The organism is Duganella sp. Dugasp56 (assembly GCF_047304105.1).
GTDB classification, from domain to species: domain Bacteria; phylum Pseudomonadota; class Gammaproteobacteria; order Burkholderiales; family Burkholderiaceae_D; genus Rugamonas; species Rugamonas hordei.
This window is the reverse complement of sequence record NZ_JBGLYQ010000053.1, coordinates 1-17,975: the sequence shown is the minus strand read 5'-3', so window position 1 is coordinate 17,975 and position 17,975 is coordinate 1. Positions and strand designations below refer to the sequence as shown.

The 17,975-nt window shown below is 65.0% G+C and carries 17 protein-coding genes and 1 pseudogene; 9 read left to right on the top strand and 9 right to left on the bottom strand.

Going from position 1 to position 17,975, the window contains the following annotated elements; translation table 11 throughout:
* Window positions 1-77: 77 nt before the first annotated feature.
* The 6 genes from ACCD07_RS27670 (at window position 78) to ACCD07_RS27645 (ending at window position 6,286) form a co-directional block, all read left to right on the top strand.
* Window positions 78-626 carry a sigma-70 family RNA polymerase sigma factor gene (locus tag ACCD07_RS27670; RefSeq protein ID WP_176650481.1) on the top strand — a complete coding sequence of 183 codons (549 nt, stop codon included), beginning with the start codon at window positions 78-80 and terminating at the stop codon, window positions 624-626.
* Complete coding sequence (locus tag ACCD07_RS27665; protein WP_413449197.1) at window positions 616-1,410, top strand: anti-sigma factor family protein; 795 nt, start codon at window positions 616-618, stop codon at window positions 1,408-1,410. Before ACCD07_RS27670 ends, ACCD07_RS27665 begins: the two co-directional genes overlap by 11 nt.
* A gap of 50 nt (window positions 1,411-1,460) precedes the next feature.
* Complete coding sequence (locus ACCD07_RS27660; RefSeq protein ID WP_413449196.1) at window positions 1,461-1,946, top strand: dihydrofolate reductase; 486 nt, start codon at window positions 1,461-1,463, stop codon at window positions 1,944-1,946.
* A 35-nt stretch (window positions 1,947-1,981) separates the two neighbouring features.
* Window positions 1,982-2,581, top strand: coding sequence for a DUF4337 domain-containing protein (locus ACCD07_RS27655; RefSeq protein ID WP_176650478.1), 600 nt, complete (start codon window positions 1,982-1,984; stop codon window positions 2,579-2,581).
* 200 nt (window positions 2,582-2,781) lie between these two features.
* Entirely contained in the window at window positions 2,782-5,034 is a 2,253-nt protein-coding gene (locus tag ACCD07_RS27650) for an Orn/Lys/Arg decarboxylase N-terminal domain-containing protein (RefSeq protein WP_176650477.1), read from the top strand.
* Between the two features lie 76 nt (window positions 5,035-5,110).
* Window positions 5,111-6,286 carry a hypothetical protein gene (locus ACCD07_RS27645; RefSeq protein ID WP_413449195.1) on the top strand — a complete coding sequence of 392 codons (1,176 nt, stop codon included), beginning with the start codon at window positions 5,111-5,113 and terminating at the stop codon, window positions 6,284-6,286.
* Here ACCD07_RS27645 and ACCD07_RS27640 read toward each other — a convergent pair.
* Genes ACCD07_RS27640 through ACCD07_RS27630 form a run of 3 tightly spaced genes read right to left on the bottom strand, consistent with a single transcriptional unit; the run spans window position 6,240 to window position 8,407 of the window.
* Window positions 6,240-7,112 carry an intradiol ring-cleavage dioxygenase gene (locus ACCD07_RS27640; protein ID WP_413449194.1) on the bottom strand — a complete coding sequence of 291 codons (873 nt, stop codon included), beginning with the start codon at window positions 7,110-7,112 and terminating at the stop codon, window positions 6,240-6,242. The genes ACCD07_RS27645 and ACCD07_RS27640 overlap by 47 nt on opposite strands.
* Window positions 7,113-7,124: 12 nt before the next feature.
* Window positions 7,125-7,814: a hypothetical protein gene (locus tag ACCD07_RS27635; RefSeq protein WP_413449193.1), complete on the bottom strand. Its 690-nt coding sequence runs from the start codon at window positions 7,812-7,814 to the stop codon at window positions 7,125-7,127.
* Between the two features lie 35 nt (window positions 7,815-7,849).
* Window positions 7,850-8,407, bottom strand: coding sequence for a Spy/CpxP family protein refolding chaperone (locus ACCD07_RS27630; RefSeq protein WP_413449192.1), 558 nt, complete (start codon window positions 8,405-8,407; stop codon window positions 7,850-7,852).
* 207 nt (window positions 8,408-8,614) lie between these two features.
* On the opposite strand from ACCD07_RS27630, the gene ACCD07_RS27625 reads away from it, so the two are divergent.
* Together ACCD07_RS27625 and ACCD07_RS27620 are read left to right on the top strand one after the other, a co-directional pair.
* The gene (locus ACCD07_RS27625) at window positions 8,615-9,307 is read left to right on the top strand and encodes a response regulator (protein ID WP_176650471.1); all 693 of its coding nucleotides are present in this window, start codon (window positions 8,615-8,617) and stop codon (window positions 9,305-9,307) included.
* Window positions 9,308-9,311: 4 nt separating this feature from the next.
* Entirely contained in the window at window positions 9,312-10,883 is a 1,572-nt protein-coding gene (locus ACCD07_RS27620; protein WP_413449191.1) for an ATP-binding protein, read from the top strand.
* Window positions 10,884-10,902: 19 nt separating this feature from the next.
* On the opposite strand, the gene dcd is transcribed toward ACCD07_RS27620, so the two are convergent.
* Both dcd and ACCD07_RS27610 read right to left on the bottom strand, forming a co-directional pair.
* Window positions 10,903-11,469, bottom strand: a complete 567-nt coding sequence (gene dcd / locus ACCD07_RS27615; RefSeq protein ID WP_176650469.1) for a dCTP deaminase — start codon at window positions 11,467-11,469, stop codon at window positions 10,903-10,905.
* 56 nt (window positions 11,470-11,525) lie between these two features.
* Window positions 11,526-12,359 carry an alpha/beta hydrolase gene (locus ACCD07_RS27610; RefSeq protein ID WP_176650468.1) on the bottom strand — a complete coding sequence of 278 codons (834 nt, stop codon included), beginning with the start codon at window positions 12,357-12,359 and terminating at the stop codon, window positions 11,526-11,528.
* 186 nt (window positions 12,360-12,545) lie between these two features.
* Between ACCD07_RS27610 and ACCD07_RS27605 the strand changes: the two genes are divergently transcribed.
* Entirely contained in the window at window positions 12,546-13,373 is an 828-nt protein-coding gene (locus tag ACCD07_RS27605; RefSeq protein ID WP_413449190.1) for a hypothetical protein, read from the top strand.
* Between the two features lie 30 nt (window positions 13,374-13,403).
* Here the strand turns inward: ACCD07_RS27605 and ACCD07_RS27600 are convergent, their stop codons facing one another.
* The 4 genes and pseudogenes from ACCD07_RS27600 to ACCD07_RS27585 all read right to left on the bottom strand — a co-directional run.
* The gene (locus ACCD07_RS27600) at window positions 13,404-15,896 is read right to left on the bottom strand and encodes a DNA internalization-related competence protein ComEC/Rec2 (RefSeq protein ID WP_413449189.1); all 2,493 of its coding nucleotides are present in this window, start codon (window positions 15,894-15,896) and stop codon (window positions 13,404-13,406) included.
* A gap of 71 nt (window positions 15,897-15,967) precedes the next feature.
* Entirely contained in the window at window positions 15,968-16,762 is a 795-nt protein-coding gene (locus ACCD07_RS27595; RefSeq protein ID WP_176650465.1) for a CsgG/HfaB family protein, read from the bottom strand.
* A 63-nt stretch (window positions 16,763-16,825) separates the two neighbouring features.
* Window positions 16,826-17,629 carry a TatD family hydrolase gene (locus tag ACCD07_RS27590; RefSeq protein ID WP_176650464.1) on the bottom strand — a complete coding sequence of 268 codons (804 nt, stop codon included), beginning with the start codon at window positions 17,627-17,629 and terminating at the stop codon, window positions 16,826-16,828.
* Window positions 17,630-17,634: 5 nt separating this feature from the next.
* Window positions 17,635-17,895: pseudogene (locus tag ACCD07_RS27585) on the bottom strand (lipoprotein-releasing system ATP-binding protein LolD); the annotation flags it as partial.
* Between the last annotated feature and the right edge of the window lie 80 nt (window positions 17,896-17,975).

The following is a 17,975-nucleotide window of genomic DNA, read 5'->3' as shown; positions in this document are numbered from 1 at the left end:
ATTCCCGTTTATTTTTTTATTTTTGAACCGGGAATAAAACCGCATCCCACCGAGTCTTCATCCACTGGATCACTACGATGGACAAGTATTTGGGCGACGACGACAAAACCGCGCGGTTCGAGGCGATGACCATGCCGCACCTGGACGCGGCCTACAACCTGGCCCGCTGGCTGACCCGCAACGAGCACGACGCCGATGATCTGGTGCAGAGCGCCTATCTGCGCGCCTTCCGCTTTGCCGACGGCTTTCGCGGCGGCGACGTGCGCGCATGGCTGCTGACCATCGTGCGCCACACCTATTACACGGCGCTGCGCGACGGCCAGGCCCAGCGCGGCGACGTCAGCTACGACGAGGAACTGCATGGCGACGGCGAGCAGGACGACGACGCCGGCGACCCGGCCGCCATCGCCGCCAGCCGCGACACCTGCCGCACCGTCAACGCCGCGCTGGCGCAGCTGCCGCGGGCGTTCCGCGAGGTGCTGGTACTGAAGGAGATGGACGATCTGTCGTACAAGCAGATCGCGCAAGTAACCGAAACGCCGATCGGCACGGTGATGTCGCGGCTGGCCCGCGCGCGCAAGCTGCTGCTGGCCTACCTGAAGCACGGAGAACAGGATGGACTGTAAGCACAGCCAGGAAATGATGTCGGCCTATCTGGACGCCGAACTCGGCGCGGCCGACCTGCGCCAGATCGAGGGCCATCTGGCGTCGTGCGCCGCCTGCCAGGCCGCGCTGGCGGAACTGCGGGCGCTGCAGGACCAGATCGCGACGCAGGCGACGCGCCACGCCGCGCCCGAACACCTGAAGCACCGCATCCACGCGGCGCTGCAGGCCGAGCGTCCGCGCCAGGCGGATACGCAAGGCCAGCGCAGCCGGCGCGCCTGGCCGTGGGCATGGATCAACCTCGGCCTGGCCGGCGCCGCGACGGCCGCCTTCGCCGTCACGCTGACGCTGTACCTGGGCCAGCCGTCGGCCAACGAGCTGGTGGAGCAGGAACTGGTCGCCAGCCACTTCCGCGCGCTGATGCCTGACCACCTGGCGGACGTCGCCTCGACCGACCAGCATACGGTCAAGCCCTGGTTCGCCGGCAAGCTCGATTTTTCCCCGCCGGTCTACGACCTGGCGGCGCACGGTTATACGCTGGTCGGCGGCCGGCTGGACTATCTGCAGCGGCGTCCGGTGGCGGCGCTGGCCTACCGCCACCGCCAGCACATCATGAACCTGTACGTCTGGCCCGACGCCGGCGGCCGCGACAGCGCGCCGCGCGCCGGCACGCGCCAGGGCTTCCACCTGCTGCGCTGGTCGCAGGACGGCATGCAGTACTCGGCCGTGTCGGACATGAATCCGCAGGACCTGGCGGAATTCGCCCGCCTGCTGCACGACAAGGTGGCGCAATCGGCCGCCCAATAGCATGGCAATTTGAACGATAATGTTGGCTCTGCATCGGATAGCATCGAAAAATGAGCACACTAACCATCATCGTCGCCATGGACGCCCAGCGCGGCATCGGCATCAACAACACCCTGCCGTGGAAGCTGCCGGAGGATCTGGCGCATTTCAAGCGCCTGACCACCGGCCATCCCATCATCATGGGCCGCAAGACCTTCGATTCCATCGGCCGGCCGCTGCCGAACCGCCGCAACATCGTCATCACCCGCAACGCGGACTGGCGCCATGACGGCGTGGAAGCGGTCGGCTCCATCGACGCGGCCATCGCGCTGCTGGACGGCGCAGAAGGCTACCTGATCGGCGGCGCCGAGATCTACAAGCAGGCGCTGCCGGTGACCGACAAGCTGGTCATCACCGAAATCGGCGGCAGTTTCGCCTGCGACGCCTTCTTCCCCGCCCTGGCGCCGTCGGAATGGGAAGAAACCGCGCGCGAGGCGCACGTTTCGGAATCCGCCGGTTTGTCCTACGCTTTTGTTACACTGCGCCGCAAGGCCTAAGTCCTATCCTCAACTTCATCAAGGAATCAACAGCAATGTCAGGCGATGGTTTTCACGTACACGGACCGCACGATCACGCGGTCGAACACGCAGCCCACGGCAGCGATGGCTTTTCGAACAACATTGCCGTCATGACGGCCATCCTGGCCACGGTGGGCGCCACCTTCGGCTACCTGGGCGGCGCCACGCAGAATGACGCGGCGCTGTTCAAGAACAACGCCGCGATCGACAAGACCCAGGCCGCCAACAGCTGGAATTACTATCAGGCCAAGTCCAGCAAGCAAAACCTGGCCGAGCTGGCGATGACGCTGCCGGGCGTCGACCCGAAACGCTACGAGGCCGAGGTGGCCCGCTACAAGGGCGAAAAGGAAGACATCAAGAAGGATGCGGAGAAGTGGGAAGAGTCGTCCAAGGAATGGAACCATAAATCGGACGAGGCCATGCACCAGCACCACCAGTGGGCGCTGGCAACCACGGCCGAGCAGATCGCCATTTCGCTGGCGGCCATCACGCTGCTGACCCGCAAGAAGTGGATGATGGGCCTGGCCTACGGCGTGGCCGGCGTCGGCATCGCGCTGGGCGCGTTCGCCTGGTTCCACGTCGATCCGATCGGCGCGCTGCTGGGCGGTCACTAAGCAACATTATATGAACGGCATGACGCCTGTCACAGGGGCGTCATGCTACTCATGCATTCTGTTACGATAATTTTTTCCCGCAGCGGCACTATTTCTGCGAGAATCCCGTTCTTATTTTTTTGCGGCCCGTTCACCTGAAGGGTCGCGCCCTGTCCGCCCCTGCACCTTTGCCGGGGCGGCTTGCTTTTTTGGAGACATGCATGAAATTTCGTTTCCCCATCGTCATCATTGACGAGGATTTCCGTTCCGAGAACACGTCTGGCCTGGGCATCCGCGCCTTGGCCGATGCGATGGAAAAAGAAGGCATGGAAGTGGTGGGCGTGACCAGCTACGGCGACCTGTCCCAGTTTGCCCAGCAGCAATCGCGCGCGTCGGCCTTCGTGCTGTCGATCGACGACGAGGAATTCGGCGCCGGTTCGGCCGAGGAAACCGATGTCGCGCTGAAGTCGCTGCGCGCCTTCGTCGAAGAGATCCGCTACAAGAACGCCGACATCCCGATCTACCTGTACGGCGAAACCCGCACCTCGCGCCACATCCCCAACGATATCCTGCGCGAGCTGCACGGCTTCATCCACATGTTCGAGGACACGCCGGAGTTCGTGGCGCGCCACATCATCCGCGAAGCCAAGTCCTACCTGGACGGCCTGTCGCCGCCGTTCTTCCGCGCGCTGGTGCACTACGCCAACGACGGCTCCTACTCGTGGCACTGCCCCGGCCACTCGGGCGGCGTGGCCTTCCTGAAGTCGCCGATCGGCCAGATGTTCCACCAGTTCTTCGGCGAAAACATGCTGCGCGCCGACGTCTGCAACGCTGTCGAAGAGCTGGGCCAGCTGCTGGACCACACCGGCCCGGTGGCCGCGTCCGAGCGCAACGCCGCGCGCATCTTCAACGCCGACCATTGCTATTTCGTCACCAACGGCACGTCGACCTCGAACAAGATGGTCTGGCATTCGACGGTGGCGCCGGGCGACATCGTCGTGGTCGACCGCAACTGCCACAAGTCCATCCTGCACTCGATCATCATGTGCGGCGCGATACCGGTGTTCCTGATGCCGACCCGCAACCACCTGGGCATCATCGGACCGATCCCGCTGGAAGAGTTCACGATGGAAAGCATCATGCGCAAGATCGAGGCCAACCCGTTCGCGCGCGAAGCGGTAAACAAGAAGCCGCGCATCCTGACCATCACCCAGTCGACCTACGACGGCGTGGTCTACAACGTGGAAACCCTGCGCGAAATGCTCGACGGCCAGATCGACACGCTGCACTTCGACGAAGCGTGGCTGCCGCACGCCACCTTCCACGACTTCTACAAGAACATGCACGCGATCGGCAAGGACCGTCCGCGCGCCAAGGAGTCGATGATCTTCTCGACCCAGTCGACCCACAAGCTGCTGGCCGGCCTGTCGCAGGCCTCGCAGGTGCTGGTGCGCGAATCGGAAACGGTCAAGCTGGACCGCGACGCCTTCAACGAGGCCTACCTGATGCACACCTCGACCTCGCCGCAGTACTCGATCATCGCTTCCTGCGACGTGGCGGCGGCGATGATGGAGGCGCCGGGCGGCACCGCGCTGGTGGAAGAGTCCATCCTCGAGGCGCTGGACTTCCGCCGCGCGATGAAGAAGATCGACCAGGAATGGGGCAAGGACTGGTGGTTCCAGGTCTGGGGCCCGCAGGAATTCGCCGAGGAAGGCATCGGCTCGCGCGAAGACTGGGTCATCCGCGCCGAGGACGACTGGCACGGCTTCGGCAAGCTGGCGCCGGGCTTCAACATGCTGGACCCGATCAAGGCCACCATCGTCAATCCGGGCCTGTCGCTGGACGGCCAGTTCGCCGAGTCCGGCATTCCGGCGTCCATCGTCACCAAGTACCTGGCCGAGCACGGCGTGATCATCGAGAAGTGCGGCCTGTACTCGTTCTTCATCATGTTTACCATCGGCATCACCAAGGGCCGCTGGAACACGCTGCTGACGGCGCTGCAGCAGTTCAAGGACGACTACGACAAGAACCAGCCGATGTGGCGCATCCTGCCGGAATTCGCGGCCGCCAACCCGACCTACGAAAAAATGGGCCTGCGCGACCTGTGCCAGCAGATCCACGACTTCTACAAGGCCTACGACGTGGCGCGCCTGACCACCGAGATGTACCTGTCGGACATGATCCCGGCGATGAAGCCGTCGGACGCCTTCGCCAAGATGGCGCACCGCGAGATCGAGCGCGTCGCCATCGACGAGCTGGAAGGCCGCATCACGTCCATCCTGCTGACGCCCTACCCGCCGGGCATTCCGCTGCTGATCCCGGGCGAGCGCTTCAACAAGACCATCGTCGACTACCTGCGCTTCGCGCGCGACTTCAACGAACGTTTCCCCGGCTTCGAAACCGACGTGCACGGGCTGGTCAAGCGCGAAGTGGATGGCAAGCGCGGCTACTTTGTCGACTGCGTCAAACAGTAAGCGTCGTTAATCCCGGCAAAAAATGCAGCTTCGGCTGCATTTTTTCATGTAAACCTACGTCGTAACATCTCAACTTATGAATACCGCAATGCAAACGGTGGAATGGGAAATCCTGTTGCCCATCATAGGGGTAAAGTTTAAGACGGACGTCGAATTCGGTCCGTTTTCGCTCCGCCATGCAAGCATGGAGAACCTGCGCGAAAAACATCAGCTGCGCCTCAAGGAGGACTTTTGGTGCAGTACTGTGTTGTCCGTAAAAATCCCTGGCCATGTAGTGCCTGAACAAAACCGGTGTCGCCGATGTGCCAGACACAAAACCGATCAAACACAGCCTCGTCTGATTGACGGCCAGATGGTCGATGTCGTCACACTCAGGAACAAGGAATGCATTTGTATTGCAACGATAGCCGGCGGCGAACCCACCGATGTGATTGGCATGGCCTTGCCGCTTCTCGAAGACATGTTGTCGCTGCTGCGCCTGTTTATCTTTATTGGCCATCGGGGCCAGATGCCTGCCCACAATCTCATCAGCCTTCAGCACCTGCCACATTACTCTACGGTCGTCGGCGTGACGGATAGCGGCAAATCCTATTCCGAGGATCTGCTGCCGGGCACCCGCATCCACGATGTGCCGCTCCATCAGAAAGACATTGACCTGTGGATACTGGCCTGGAATTTCGAGACGCTGGCAGCGACGGTCTACCGTTCCCACACAGGCCAGCACGTGACGCCGCTGCATGAAATCATCGGCGCCAGCATGATCCAGTTCGGTGCCATGATGGAAGAGACCAATCTGCGAGACTGCTTCCTCCGGGGCGCCACCGCCGTCGAGGCCCTGACCAACCAGGCCGGCGGCACGGGCGGTGTGTCGGCGAAGTTCCGCGAGTTCGGTGCAACGTTCGCCGTCATCGCTGCTCACCCGGATCTGGCGTCCCAGGCCCACCCTGTTGTCGACAGCGACATGAAACAGGAGTGGGCAGCCATCGAAGATGACTTGAAGGAACTGTACAAGCAACGCTGCCACATCTCGCATGGTTCGCGCCGCCTACATGAAAGCAATGAGGAAACCTTATTCAATCACCGGTACCAGATGGGCAGGATTGCCGTGGGCGCCCTGCTGCTGTTCGATGAAATTTCCAATAGCAGCGATCAGTTTTATGCGCGGCTGAAGGCCGTCAGGGATACGCTGGCCCCGCCTGCGCCGGTCACCCCGCCACGGCCACGGTCAGCGTCACCACGTAACCGTCGGTGACGTTGCCGGTAACGGCGCCCATCTGCAGCGTGGTGCCGTCGCTGAAGACGTTGTCGGTGGCGTAGCTGATCTGCGCCAGGTTGCGTACGCTGGCGCTGTAGCCGCTGGTGGCGTAGACCTCGTTCAGCGTCGCCATCGGGAAGGTGAACTGCGAGGTCTTGATGCGGTTGGCGGCGCTGGTGCTCTTGGCCAGCGTCGGGTACACCTCGAAGTGCACGTGCGTCATGCGGCCCGAATAGCAGCCCGGGAAGATGGTCTGGAACGTGACGTTGCCGCCGGTGTCGCTGGCCTGCACGCCGCGCAGATAATTCTCCGACGTCACGCCGCTCGAATACAGCGAGTAGTTGCCGTCGCGGTCGCAATGCCACAGGTACACCGCGTAGCCGGACAAGGCCGCACAGCTGCCGTTGGCGTTGACGATCTGCAGCTTGATCGTCAACGGCACGCCGGCCGCCACGCCGGTCGGACCATTGAAGCTGCTGCGGATGTCGCTGCGGACCACGCCCGTCTGCGTCAGTACATTGACCACGCCGCTGGCGTTGCTGTTGGTGCCGTCGCCCGGATAGGGGCCGCCGGTCTCCTCGGGAATCACCGCGCATGAGCCGGTGGTCGTTGTTGTCGTGGTAGTGGTAGTAGTGCTGCTGGTCGAGGTGGTTGCGCTGGTGCTGTCGCTGGCACTGCCACCGCCGCCGCAGCCGAGCACCGGCAAGGCCGATGCGCCGGCCAGCAGCCAGCGCAGGGTCTGGCGCCGGTCGCTGGCCAGGTTGAGCATGGCGCTCAGGTCGGCCGCCAGGCTGTGCTCGTGTTGATCGTCGTGCATTGTCATTTACATTTCTCCTTATACTGTGGTGTTGACCAGACTGCCGCTGGTGCCGCTGCCGCCGACCTTGGACGACAAGGCCTGCAGGAAGTCCGCCAGCTTGACGTTGGCATCGGTGCTGTCGGTGCTGCCAGTGCTGCCAGTGCCGCTACCACCGCTCAGCTTGTCCAGCAGATTGGCGAACGTGCTTTCCAGTTCGCTGACGGCGTCGCTGCCGTCGGTGCTGTCGGTGCTCGTGGTCGATGAAGCGGTGCTGCCCGATGTCAGCTTGGCGATCAGGCTCTGCAGATCGGACTGCAGCTTGCCCGGACCGCCCGAGCCCCCGCCCTGCTGCGCGTCGCTGTACGGCGGCGGCGCCTCGCTGCCATTGTTTTGCGCGTGCAGCGCGCCCATCAGGCTTTGCAGGAAGCTGCCCAGCGCATCGGCCAGCGTGCCGCTGTCGGTGCCATCGGTCGTGCTGTCGGTGCTGCCGGCCGCTGTCGCGGTGCCGGTGCTGGTGTCGGTGGTGCCGCCGGTGATGCTGGCGTCAGTAATTCCGATCGCCGCCAGCGCGTCGGCGATGGCCGAGGCGAAGCCGCCGCCTTCCGGTGGCCGAGGTGGCGGCGCGCCGCGCGTCGCCTCGGCACTGCTGCCGGCATTGGTGCTGCTCAAACGGCTCAGAAAGCTGAGCTGGCTGACGTTACTGGAACTCAGGGCGCTGATCGACATGGCGTTCTCCGTTCATGTGAGTGGTTGAGGTTGATTCAGGAGCGCGGTGCGCGGCGTGCATCGTCTTCAGCTTGCTTCTTGCGCTGTTCCGGCGTCAGCACGGCCCGCAACTTCTGCTCGGTGCGCACGTGCTGCAGCGCGATGTTGGCCATCGCCGTCGCCGCTTCCTTCGCCAGCGCCGCGGCCTTGGCGTCGTCGTACTTGTCGGCTGCAGCCAGCGCGCGCAGCGCTTCGTGGGCCTTGGCGGCCGCCTTGCCCTGCTCGCGCAGATACGGTTCCTGGGCATGCAGGATGGCGAACACCTGGTCGTCCTGGGCCTCGCTCAGCTCGACGCCGCGCAGCGACCGCGAGGGGCCGCCCATGACCGGCCCGCCAAACGGCGCCATGCCGCCGTGGAAGCCGGGGCCACGGTCCGGGCCGCGCTCGCCGCCGTGCGCTGGCGCGTCGCCTTCCCGCATCATCATCGGTGGACGGCCGCCGTCGGCATCGCCATCGTCGTTGCCGGCGCGCACGCCGCCGCTCATGGCAAACAGCGGCAGCGCCATGGCGGCCGCCAGCAAGATATTGTGTACGCTGTTTCTTGGAGTTTTCATGCAAACAATCCTCGGTTGGTAGGGAGCAGCCATTTTCTTGCCAGCCCGTGTAAAGCGCTGTTAGCCCGGGGTAAATCGATGTAAAGATGGTCGATTTGACACTTGATTAGCACAGGGCAACGCGTTGTAAAACGGGGTAAAAGCATGCCGGCCGCTGCCTGAGGGCTGCTATGATCGGCTTCTCGATATAGAAAGAACCATGCGGCAATGAAGAGCAAAGTACTGCTGATAGACGACGACATCGAACTGGTGGGCATGTTCCAGGAGTACCTGGAGCGCGAAGGCTTCGATGTCAAAGCCGTGCACGACGGCGAGGCCGGTACCGCCGAAGCCTTTACCGGCATGTATTCGATCGCCATCCTGGACGTGATGATGCCGCGCATGAACGGCCTGGAGACGCTGCGCCGCATCCGCACCAACAGCCAGCTGCCGATCCTGATGCTGACCGGGCGCGGCGACGACACCGACCGCATCGTCGGCCTCGAACTGGGCGCCGACGATTACGTCGCCAAGCCCTGCACGCCGCGCGAGCTCACCGCCCGCATCCGCGCCATCCTGCGCCGGGCGCAAAGCGCGCCGGCGGACAGCGGCACGCCGGCCGCGCTGACGGTCGGCCAGCTGACCATGTGGCCGGAGCAGCGCCGCGCCGCGTGGGCCGGCGACAAGCTGGAACTGACCAGCACCGAATTCAACCTGCTCGAAGTGCTGGCCCGTAACGCCGGTCGCCCGGTCAGCAAGAACACCTTGTCCGAACAGGGCCTGGGCCGGCCGCTGGCGCGCTTCGACCGCAATATCGACGTTCACCTGAGCAGCCTGCGCCACAAGCTCGGCACCATCGCCGACGGCCGCTCCTGCCTGCAAACCGTGTACCGCCTGGGCTATCAGCTGATCAAGGAGTAAGCCTGTGGGCCGTTTGTTCTGGAAGTTTTTCGTCTGTATCCTGCTGGCGCAGCTGACCGCGACGGTCGGCATCGGCGGCGCCGTCTGGCTCAAGAACCTCCGTCAGCAAAACGCCGCTGCATCCGACCTGGACACCAGTCCGCCGGCCGAAATGGCGATCGGCGCGGCGGCGGCCACGCTGGAATTCGGCGGCACCAAGGCGCTGCGGAAAATGCTCGATGGCCTCGAACGCCATCGCGTTTTCGTGGTCGACGAGCAGGGGCATGAACTGCTGGGCCGCGTCGTCACGCCGGCCATGCTGCGCGAATCGCGCGCCCTGCTCAAGCAGGAAGGCAAGCGCCACGTGGTGCGCCAGGTGACCGATCCGGACGGCCTGCGCCACACGCTGTTCCTGCCGACGGCCGAGCGCCTGCGCGGCCTCGATGGCGGCCGCCAGTTGATGGCCGGTCTCGGCGGCGCGCAGATGGCGCTGCAAGGCGCCCCGGCGATGCCGCCCGGCGGCGACCAGCCCCACGGCCCGAACGGCCAGCCGCCAATGCCCGACCACCGCTTCGACCCGGGCCATGCGAACCCGCCACCCGACAGCGGCCCAGGCGGGCCGGGCGATGCCGCCAGCCCTCGTGGTCCGGGCGGTCCCGGAGGCCCGGGCGAACCGCGCGAGATGCGCGGCCAGCGCTTCCAGCCGCTGACGCCGTGGGTGCCGATCGCCGCGGCCACCCTGGCCAGCCTGCTGTTCTCGTTCCTGCTGGCGTGGTATTTTTCCCGTCCCATCCGCGCGCTGCGGCAGGCGTTCGACGCCGCCGCCGGCGGCGATCTGGCGCCGCGCTTCGGCAACGGCAAGGGCAATTCGGAATTGAACGATCTCGGTCGCGACTTCGACCGCATGACGGCCCGCCTGCGCAGCCTGATCGACGGCCAGACCCGTTTGCTGCACGACGTTTCGCACGAACTGCGCTCGCCGCTGGCGCGCCTGCAGGCGGCGATCGGCCTCGCCCATCAGCAGCCGGAAAAGCTGGGCGCATCGCTGGAGCGCATCGAGCGCGAAAGCGTGCGCATGGACAAACTGGTGGGCGAGTTGCTGACTCTGGCGCGGCTGGAAGCGGGTGCCATCCGCGCCAGCCAGGAAGAAATCAGCATGGCGGAGCTGCTGGACCAGATCGCCGACGACGCCAGCTACGAGGCGTCCAGCCAGCAGCGCAGCGTGGTGCAGGAAGGCGAAGCCGAAGTGCTGGTCGCCGGCCAGGCCGACCTGCTGGGCCGCGCCATCGAGAACGTGGTGCGCAACGCGATCAAGCACAGCCCCGAGGGCGGCGTGGTGCAGCTGCAGTCGCGCACCGTGCAGGACGCGCGCCAGCTGTGCATCCGCGTGCTCGATCGCGGCCCAGGCGTGGCGCCGGCCGATCTGGAAACCATCTTCCAGCCCTTCTTCCGCTCCAGCACCGCCAGCGCCGACGGCCACGGCCTGGGCCTGGCCATCGCCCAGCATGTGATCCAGGCGCACGGCGGAAGTATAAAAGCCACCAACCGTACGGGTGGTGGCTTGTGCGTGGAAATGCTGCTGCCGATTAAGCGCTAAGCCTTATCGGCCCTGGACCTCAGGCCTTCGGCAAGGTCACGCCGTGCTGGCCCTGGTACTTGCCGTTGCGGTCCTTGTACGACACCTCGCACACTTCGTCGCTCTCGAAGAACAGCACCTGCGCGCAGCCTTCGCCGGCGTAGATCTTGGCCGGCAGCGGCGTGGTGTTGGAGAACTCCAGCGTGACGTAGCCTTCCCATTCCGGCTCGAACGGCGTCACGTTGACGATGATGCCGCAGCGCGCATACGTCGATTTGCCCAGGCAGACCGTCAGCACGTTGCGCGGAATGCGGAAGTACTCGATGGTGCGCGCCAGCGCGAAGGAGTTCGGCGGGATGATGCAGACATCGCTCTTGATATCGACGAAGGAATTCGAATCGAAGTTCTTCGGATCGACGATGGTGCTGTTGATGTTGGTGAAGACCTTGAATTCGTCGGCGCAGCGGATATCGTAGCCGTACGACGAGGTACCGTAGGAGATCACCTTGCGGCCCTCTTCCTGGCGCACCTGGTCCGGGAAGAACGGTTCGATCATTCCATGCTGCTCCGCCATCCGGCGTATCCATTTATCGCTTTTAATCGTCATCGCAAGGCATTCCTAAAGTTCAGGGGGCGGCGCAACCGCGCCGGATGCCCGAGATTTTACGCGAAAGCCCCGCTTTTAAGAACTTTTTTGCTCGATATGCCCACGAGATTGACTATCATCTCCCGCGTCGCCTCGGCCGCCACTTGCGGCGACTCCATCGGGAACAAATGGCCGCCTTTGACGATGCGGAAGTGCCGCCCCACCAGCGCCTGCGTGTGACCGAGACCGGACTGGCTGGTTTCCCACGAATCCGTGCCGCCGATAAAACCGATCGGCACCGGGAAACGGCCGCGCACCAGCTTGGGCAGGTGGTGCGGCAGGCTGGCGTAGATCGCCGTCTCCACCTCGCGGGTAAAGCGCAGCTGCACGCCCTCCGGGTGCGGTTTCAGGCCGCTTTCCATGTAGTCGGCCAGCACGCCCGGCGCCCACGCGGCAAACAGGTCCTTGGTGACGAAATGCTGGTAGGCCGCCTGCGCGTCCGGCCACACGTTGCGGCGGCGGATGGAGAATTTGGCCGGCGGCACGCTGTTGGCCCTGCCGGTCATCTTGATCAGGCGCCAGGCCAGCGCGCGCCACCCGGCCACCACCGGCGCGTCGAGCATGACGACGCAGCGCACCAGGTCGGGCCGGGCGTGCGCCACCATCAGACTCAGCATGCCGCCCAGCGAGTGGCCGACTAGGATCACCGGTTCGTCGTAGCGGGCGGTCAGTTCGTTGATATATTCGTCGACCAGGTTAGGCCAGCAGTCGCTGACCGGGTAGCGCGGGCTATGGCCGTGCATGTCGAGCGCCTGGATGTCGAAATCCTCGGCCAGCAACGCGAAATATTGGCGGTACACGCCCGCCGGATAGCTGTTGGCGTGGGCGAAATGCAGCTTGGGCTTGCTCACAAGCGGTCTCCGTATGGTTGTTTCGGTCCATTGTACGGGCAGACGGCGCAAGCGACTTGGGGTAAAGACTCTAAAATAAGCGTTCGACCGACCTGGTGGTCAGTGACAATTGGATAGAAAAACCTTGGTGAAAAGTGTCAAAATTGACATCAACCGCTTGCCGCGCCTCTTCATCAAGGACAATCCATGGATCATAACGGACCGATACGCGATACCTTTGACAGGGTCGGTGATACTTTTCACACCGCGCGGCGGGAGCTGACGGCACACCGCACCGGGCAGCTAAATGGCGTGAATACTCCCGACACCGTGCTGGCCACGCAATACGCCGGACAGGCGCAGCACGTATCGTCGCAGAGCACGCACGTGCGGGGCGATACCGCGCTCACGGTCAGCACCGTCACCCCGTCGGCAGTGCCTGCGCTTGGCGCAGCCGCCAGCGCGTTGGCACAGGATGCCGGCATCGGCGAACGGGTCTCACGCAGCGCGGCGCAATTGTCCTGGCTGGCCGACATCATGCAGCCTACGCGCCGCGACGGCAATTACGGGCAACAGGGCAATGTCATGCAGCATTTGACGACCGCCCGGCGCCTGCATGAATCGGCCAGTGTCTTCAGTACCATCCGGGACGCGGCGGATATGCATGAGTTTTTCCCGTCCACGTTTTCCGCCGTGACTCATCAGGGGCGCCTGCAAGGCTTGATGCAGACCACCACCGCCAACGACGATGGAACCCAGGCAAACCGGCTGGCGATCGGGTTTATCGGCACCCATCCGCAAAATATTCTGGGCAACGCGCCGACGCCAGGTGTCGGTAGCGCCATGATCCAGCACGCGCAACATCTGGCTCGCGCGGCCCATCTGCCCGAAGTCACGCTGTCGGCAGAAGGCCGCGAAGCCCAAGGGTTCTATCGCAACCAGGGATTTGAACACATGAACGGCCAGCCCCTGCAACCTCAAGATTTCACCCACGGCACTTTGCCGTTGCGTCTGCCGGTCGGACGCAGGGGGTAGACGGCGCGTTATCCGGCGCCTCGGCAATCATCAGTGTCCATGCCAGTACCTGCGCTGCTGCGAGCGGTATTCGGTGGCGGCGACGGCGCCGTCGCCAAAGGCCAGCGCGACAGCGCCGCTTTCATCGGTACGCAAGCGGCGTATGCCCTGCACGCCGTAGCGTTCATACACTTCCTGCTTGGGATGGTGATAGCGGTTGCGGTAGCCCACCTGGAACACGGCCACCGATGGCTGCACGGCCAGCAGGAAAGCCGGCGTCGACGAGGTGCCGCTGCCGTGGTGCGGCGCCAGCAGCACGTCGGCCTGCAAACGGCCACGATCGCGCTCCAGCAGCGCGGCTTCCTGCGCGGCTTCGATGTCGGCCGCCAGCAGCATCGATTTGCCGCCCGCCGTGATCTTCAGCGTACAGCCGCGCGCGTTCGGCTTGAGCGCGGTGTCGGCGTAGCTGGACGGCAGCGGATGCAGCATCTCGAAACGCACGCCGTCCCAGCTCCAGCCCTGCCCCGCCGCGCAATGCACATGCCGGCGAGCGGCCAGCGCGATCGGATGGTTCGGCCACAGCGAGGATAAAACCCAGCCGATGCGGACCCCGTCGAGCAGCGTCAGCGCGCCGCCGGAGTGGTCGGCGTCGCTGTGGCTGACGATCATGCCGTCCAGCGCCGCGATGCCGCGCGCCTTCAGGTACGGCAGGATGACGCGGTTGCCGGCGTTGGAGTCGGGCGCATAGGCCGGCCCGGTGTCGTACAGCAGCCGGTGGTGCCCGGTCTCGATCAGCAGCGCCATGCCCTGCCCGATGTCGAACGCGGTGACCGTCATCCGACCAGGCGCCGGATGCGATGGCTGCGCCGCCAGCAGTGGTATCCACGTCGCCAGGCCCAGCCAGCGCACCGGCCAGCCGCGCGGCGCCAGCAGCCAGATAGTACCGAACATGGCCCAGCAGAACAGCCAGAACGGCGGTGTCGGCGCACTCCAGACGGCATAGCGCAAGCCGCTGAACCACTGCAGGCACGCCGCCAGCAGCGCGACCAGCCAGTGCGCAAGCCCCAGTACCGGTCCGGCCAGCGGCGCGGGCAGCATGCTGCCGACCAAAGCCAGCGGCGTGACCACAAGGCTGATCAAGGGAATCGCCACAGCGTTCGCCAGGGGACTGACCACGGAGATTTGCGCGAACAGCAGCATGGACAGCGGCACCAGCCCGAACGTCACCGCATACTGCGTGTGCGCGCCCAGCCGCAACGCCTGCCAAAGCTGCTCGCGGCGCGACGGCGCCTGCGCCGCCGCAGCGGGCGCGGGACCGTGCCGGCCGCGCGCTGGACGCAGCGTGGTACGGCCGACCGTCGCGTACAGGATGACGGCGACCGCACCGAATGACAGCCAGAAGCCCGGCCACAGCACGGCCCACGGATCAAGCACCACCACCACGCCCAGCGCGGTGCACAGCACGTGCGAGACGCTCGTGATCCGGTTCAGCCACAGCGCGGCGGCCACCACCGTCAGCATGTACAAGGTGCGCTGCGCCGGCACGCCGAATCCAGCCAGCAGCACGTAGAGCAAAGCCACCGCCGCGCCGACCAGCGCCGCCACCTTCTGCGCCGGCAGCAGCAACGGCAGCTGCGCGCGCGTGAAGAACGACCAGCGCCACAGCTTGAATGCGGCCAGCGCAAACAGTCCCGCCACCATCGTGATGTGCAACCCAGAGATGGAAATGAGATGTCCGATGCCGGTGCGGTTGAACACCGCCCAGTCTGATTGGTCGATGCCGCGCTGGTCGCCGAGCACCAGCGCGACGATCACGCCGGCATAGGGCCGGTCCGGCAGCGCGGCCAGGATGCGGCCACGCAGCACCGCCCGCGCATGCTCGACGACGTTGCCGATGCTGAAGACAAAGCCGTCCAGCCGCCGGTTGCCCGCGTCCGGACGCACATAGCCGGTCGCGCGCAGGCCTTGTTCCAGCAGCCAGACTTCATAATCGAAACCGTAGGGATTGGCGTTGCCGTGCGGGCGTTGCAGCCGCACCGTGAGCTGCCAACGCTCGCCCGGCTGGACGTCGCCCACTTCAGTCACCTGGTCGCGGAAACCGGCATACCAGGACAACGCGACATGCGGCGGTACTTGGCCTTGCACGCCGCCGACTACCCGCTCCACCGCGAAGTTGAAGCGCACGCCCCGGTCGAAGCGATACGGCAGGTTGTCGATGGTGCCCACCAGCGTGAAGTCGCGTCCTTCGTCGGCGGACGCCAACTGCGGCGCCAGCGCGCAATGGGCCAGCCAGGCGGCCCAAAGGAATCCGGCGGCGCAGCCGGCAAGCATCGCGGCGAGACGCGCCGCCAGGGTCAAGGCAGCCGCGCCACGCATGGTGGCGGACCAGCCGCCCTGCCCACCGTGCCTGCGCCATGCGGCCGAGGCCAGCGGCAACGCCAAAACCGCGACGGCGGCCAGCCCGATAGTCGAAGCCTCAGGCAGCGCGGCCTGTGTTTGCAGGAGCGCCGCGCCGGCGGCAAAGCCGATTATCGCCATCCGCATCACGCCACCTCGCTACCGCCAGGCCCGCCGCCGGACGCTGCGCCTGCCCGGGTTCGCCGGGCGCCAGCCGCTTACTTGACCGAGACGTCCGTCGCCTTGATGGCGACGTGTTCGGTGATATTCTTGGCCGCGATGGTCTCGGCCAGGAAGGACGTCGACTTGACCAGCAGGTCGCGCGCCACTTCCTCCAGCGGCGAGCCGCTGATGCTGGCGTGGCTGCCGCCCAGCCCCACGCCGCCGCCCCAGCCCAGCGCCGACACGCCGAAGCCGTTCTTCTCGTTATTCGCCTGGAAGGTCTTGGAGGCGACGATCTTGGCCCGCTTCACATCCACCACGCGGATGTCCATATTCATGTGCACCTTGGATTTCTTGAAGTCGACCGAGCCGGCCAGCAAGCTCAACGGCCCCTTCAGAAAGCCCAGGCCGCCCAGGCCGGTGGAGCTCTGCTCGAAGCCGAGCGAGGTGATCGATCCGGTGATCATGTAGTCGGCCGCCTCGGCCTCCACTTTTTTGCCGATCAGCGCCAGTTCCTTGTTGATCTCTTCCATCTCCGCGCGCTCCTGCACGTCGAAACAGCCGGTTTGCGTCAGCGCGGTCGCCAGCATCTCGGTCATGCCGGTGCCGACGCCGGTGTAGCTGGGCTGCGCCACGTTGCCCTGGCGCTCCCACCAGCGGTACTGGCGCGGATCCTGCTGGCCGGCGCCCGACGAGCAATCTGCCGATTTGCATTTAAATTCGGTAAATACCACCTTCGCGGCGGGATTGGCGCACTTCGGCACGGCGATTTCGCGCTCGGACACCTGGCTGGTTTCAGCAAAACCGAGGATGGGCACGACCAGCAGCGATGCAAGGCAGATATTTTTCATTCGGCACTTTCCAGTGAATTATTTTAAAATTAAGATTTAAAATTATGCACTATTAAAGTTCCGTCAATTCTCACCAAATCTCACCATGCGCGGCAGCGCGGCGCGGGCGTTGGCGGTGGTCGCGGCGGCCACCTGCTCAATGCCGATGCCGCGCAACTCGGCCAACACCTGGCCGATGCGGGGAATCTGGTCGGGGCTGTTGCGGCCCGGATGGATCCAACTGGGTGAAATATCCGGCGCATCGGTTTCCAGCACGATGGCGTCCAGCGGCAGCTCCGCTGCCATGCGGCGTATCTGCAGCGCACGGGTAAATGTCATGGCGCCGCCGAAGCCCAGCTTGAACCCCAGCCCGATATAGCCCTGCGCCTGCTGGAAGCTGCCGTTGAATGCGTGCGCGATGCCGCCGGCCGGGCGGATCTGGCGCACGTGCTTGAGCACCACGTCCTGCGAGCGGCGCACGTGCATCAGCACCGGCAGCTCAAAATCGCGGGCGATCTTGAGCTGCTCGCGAAAGAAGAACACCTGCTTCTCGCGCATGGCCGGTTCGGTCAGCATGGGGATGAAAAAATCGAGGCCGATCTCGCCGATGGCCACGAAGCGCTCATCCGCCATCGCGGCGGCGACCTGTTCGCGCAGCATCCGCAGGTCGTCCTCCGCGGCCTGCGGCACGTAGATCGGGTGGATGCCCAGCGCGTAGCAGCTATTGTCCACACTGGCGGCCAGCTGCGCCACCACCGGGAAGTTGGCCGCCTCCACCGCCGGGATCACGATCATGCCCACGCCCTGCTGCCGCGCCAGCGCGGCTTGCGCGACGGACTCGCCGCCGAATTCGTGCGCGTCCAGATGGCAGTGAGTGTCGATCCACATCAGGCTTACTCCTGGTATGGCTGCAGGCCTTCGTCGGTGAGGCGCAGCACGCGGTCGCAGCGGCGTGCCAGTTCGATATCGTGGGTGACGATGACGAAGGCCGTGCCGAGGGTGCGCGACAGCTCCAGCATCAGCTCGAAAATCTGCTGCGCGGTGGCGTGATCGAGGTTGCCGGTCGGTTCGTCGGCCAGCACGCAGGCCGGCTGCGTGACCAGCGCCCGCGCCAGCGCCACGCCCAGGGGCTCGCCGCCCGCCCCCGCGGCCGGGGGGGTTATCACCTATACGCCGCCCCGCGAGAAAGGGGGGGGGGGGGTTGGCGGGGTGGGGTGGGAGAAAAAAAGGGGGG

What these genes read in the sequence shown, in the direction of transcription:
- ACCD07_RS27660 (WP_413449196.1), top strand. Translation starts at nt 1,461, where the DNA reads ATGAGCACACTAACCATCATCGTCGCCATGGACGCCCAGCGCGGCATC.
- ACCD07_RS27635 (WP_413449193.1), bottom strand. Translation starts at nt 7,814, where the DNA reads ATGTCGATCAGCGCCCTGAGTTCCAGTAACGTCAGCCAGCTCAGCTTT.
- ACCD07_RS27630 (WP_413449192.1), bottom strand. Translation starts at nt 8,407, where the DNA reads ATGAAAACTCCAAGAAACAGCGTACACAATATCTTGCTGGCGGCCGCC.
- ACCD07_RS27640 (WP_413449194.1), bottom strand. Translation starts at nt 7,112, where the DNA reads ATGACAATGCACGACGATCAACACGAGCACAGCCTGGCGGCCGACCTG.
- ACCD07_RS27645 (WP_413449195.1), top strand. Translation starts at nt 5,111, where the DNA reads ATGAATACCGCAATGCAAACGGTGGAATGGGAAATCCTGTTGCCCATC.
- ACCD07_RS27595 (WP_176650465.1), bottom strand. Translation starts at nt 16,762, where the DNA reads ATGAAAAATATCTGCCTTGCATCGCTGCTGGTCGTGCCCATCCTCGGT.
- ACCD07_RS27605 (WP_413449190.1), top strand. Translation starts at nt 12,546, where the DNA reads ATGGATCATAACGGACCGATACGCGATACCTTTGACAGGGTCGGTGAT.
- ACCD07_RS27650 (WP_176650477.1), top strand. Translation starts at nt 2,782, where the DNA reads ATGAAATTTCGTTTCCCCATCGTCATCATTGACGAGGATTTCCGTTCC.
- ACCD07_RS27670 (WP_176650481.1), top strand. Translation starts at nt 78, where the DNA reads ATGGACAAGTATTTGGGCGACGACGACAAAACCGCGCGGTTCGAGGCG.
- ACCD07_RS27590 (WP_176650464.1), bottom strand. Translation starts at nt 17,629, where the DNA reads ATGTGGATCGACACTCACTGCCATCTGGACGCGCACGAATTCGGCGGC.
- ACCD07_RS27625 (WP_176650471.1), top strand. Translation starts at nt 8,615, where the DNA reads ATGAAGAGCAAAGTACTGCTGATAGACGACGACATCGAACTGGTGGGC.
- dcd (WP_176650469.1), bottom strand. Translation starts at nt 11,469, where the DNA reads ATGACGATTAAAAGCGATAAATGGATACGCCGGATGGCGGAGCAGCAT.
- ACCD07_RS27655 (WP_176650478.1), top strand. Translation starts at nt 1,982, where the DNA reads ATGTCAGGCGATGGTTTTCACGTACACGGACCGCACGATCACGCGGTC.
- ACCD07_RS27665 (WP_413449197.1), top strand. Translation starts at nt 616, where the DNA reads ATGGACTGTAAGCACAGCCAGGAAATGATGTCGGCCTATCTGGACGCC.
- ACCD07_RS27600 (WP_413449189.1), bottom strand. Translation starts at nt 15,896, where the DNA reads ATGCGGATGGCGATAATCGGCTTTGCCGCCGGCGCGGCGCTCCTGCAA.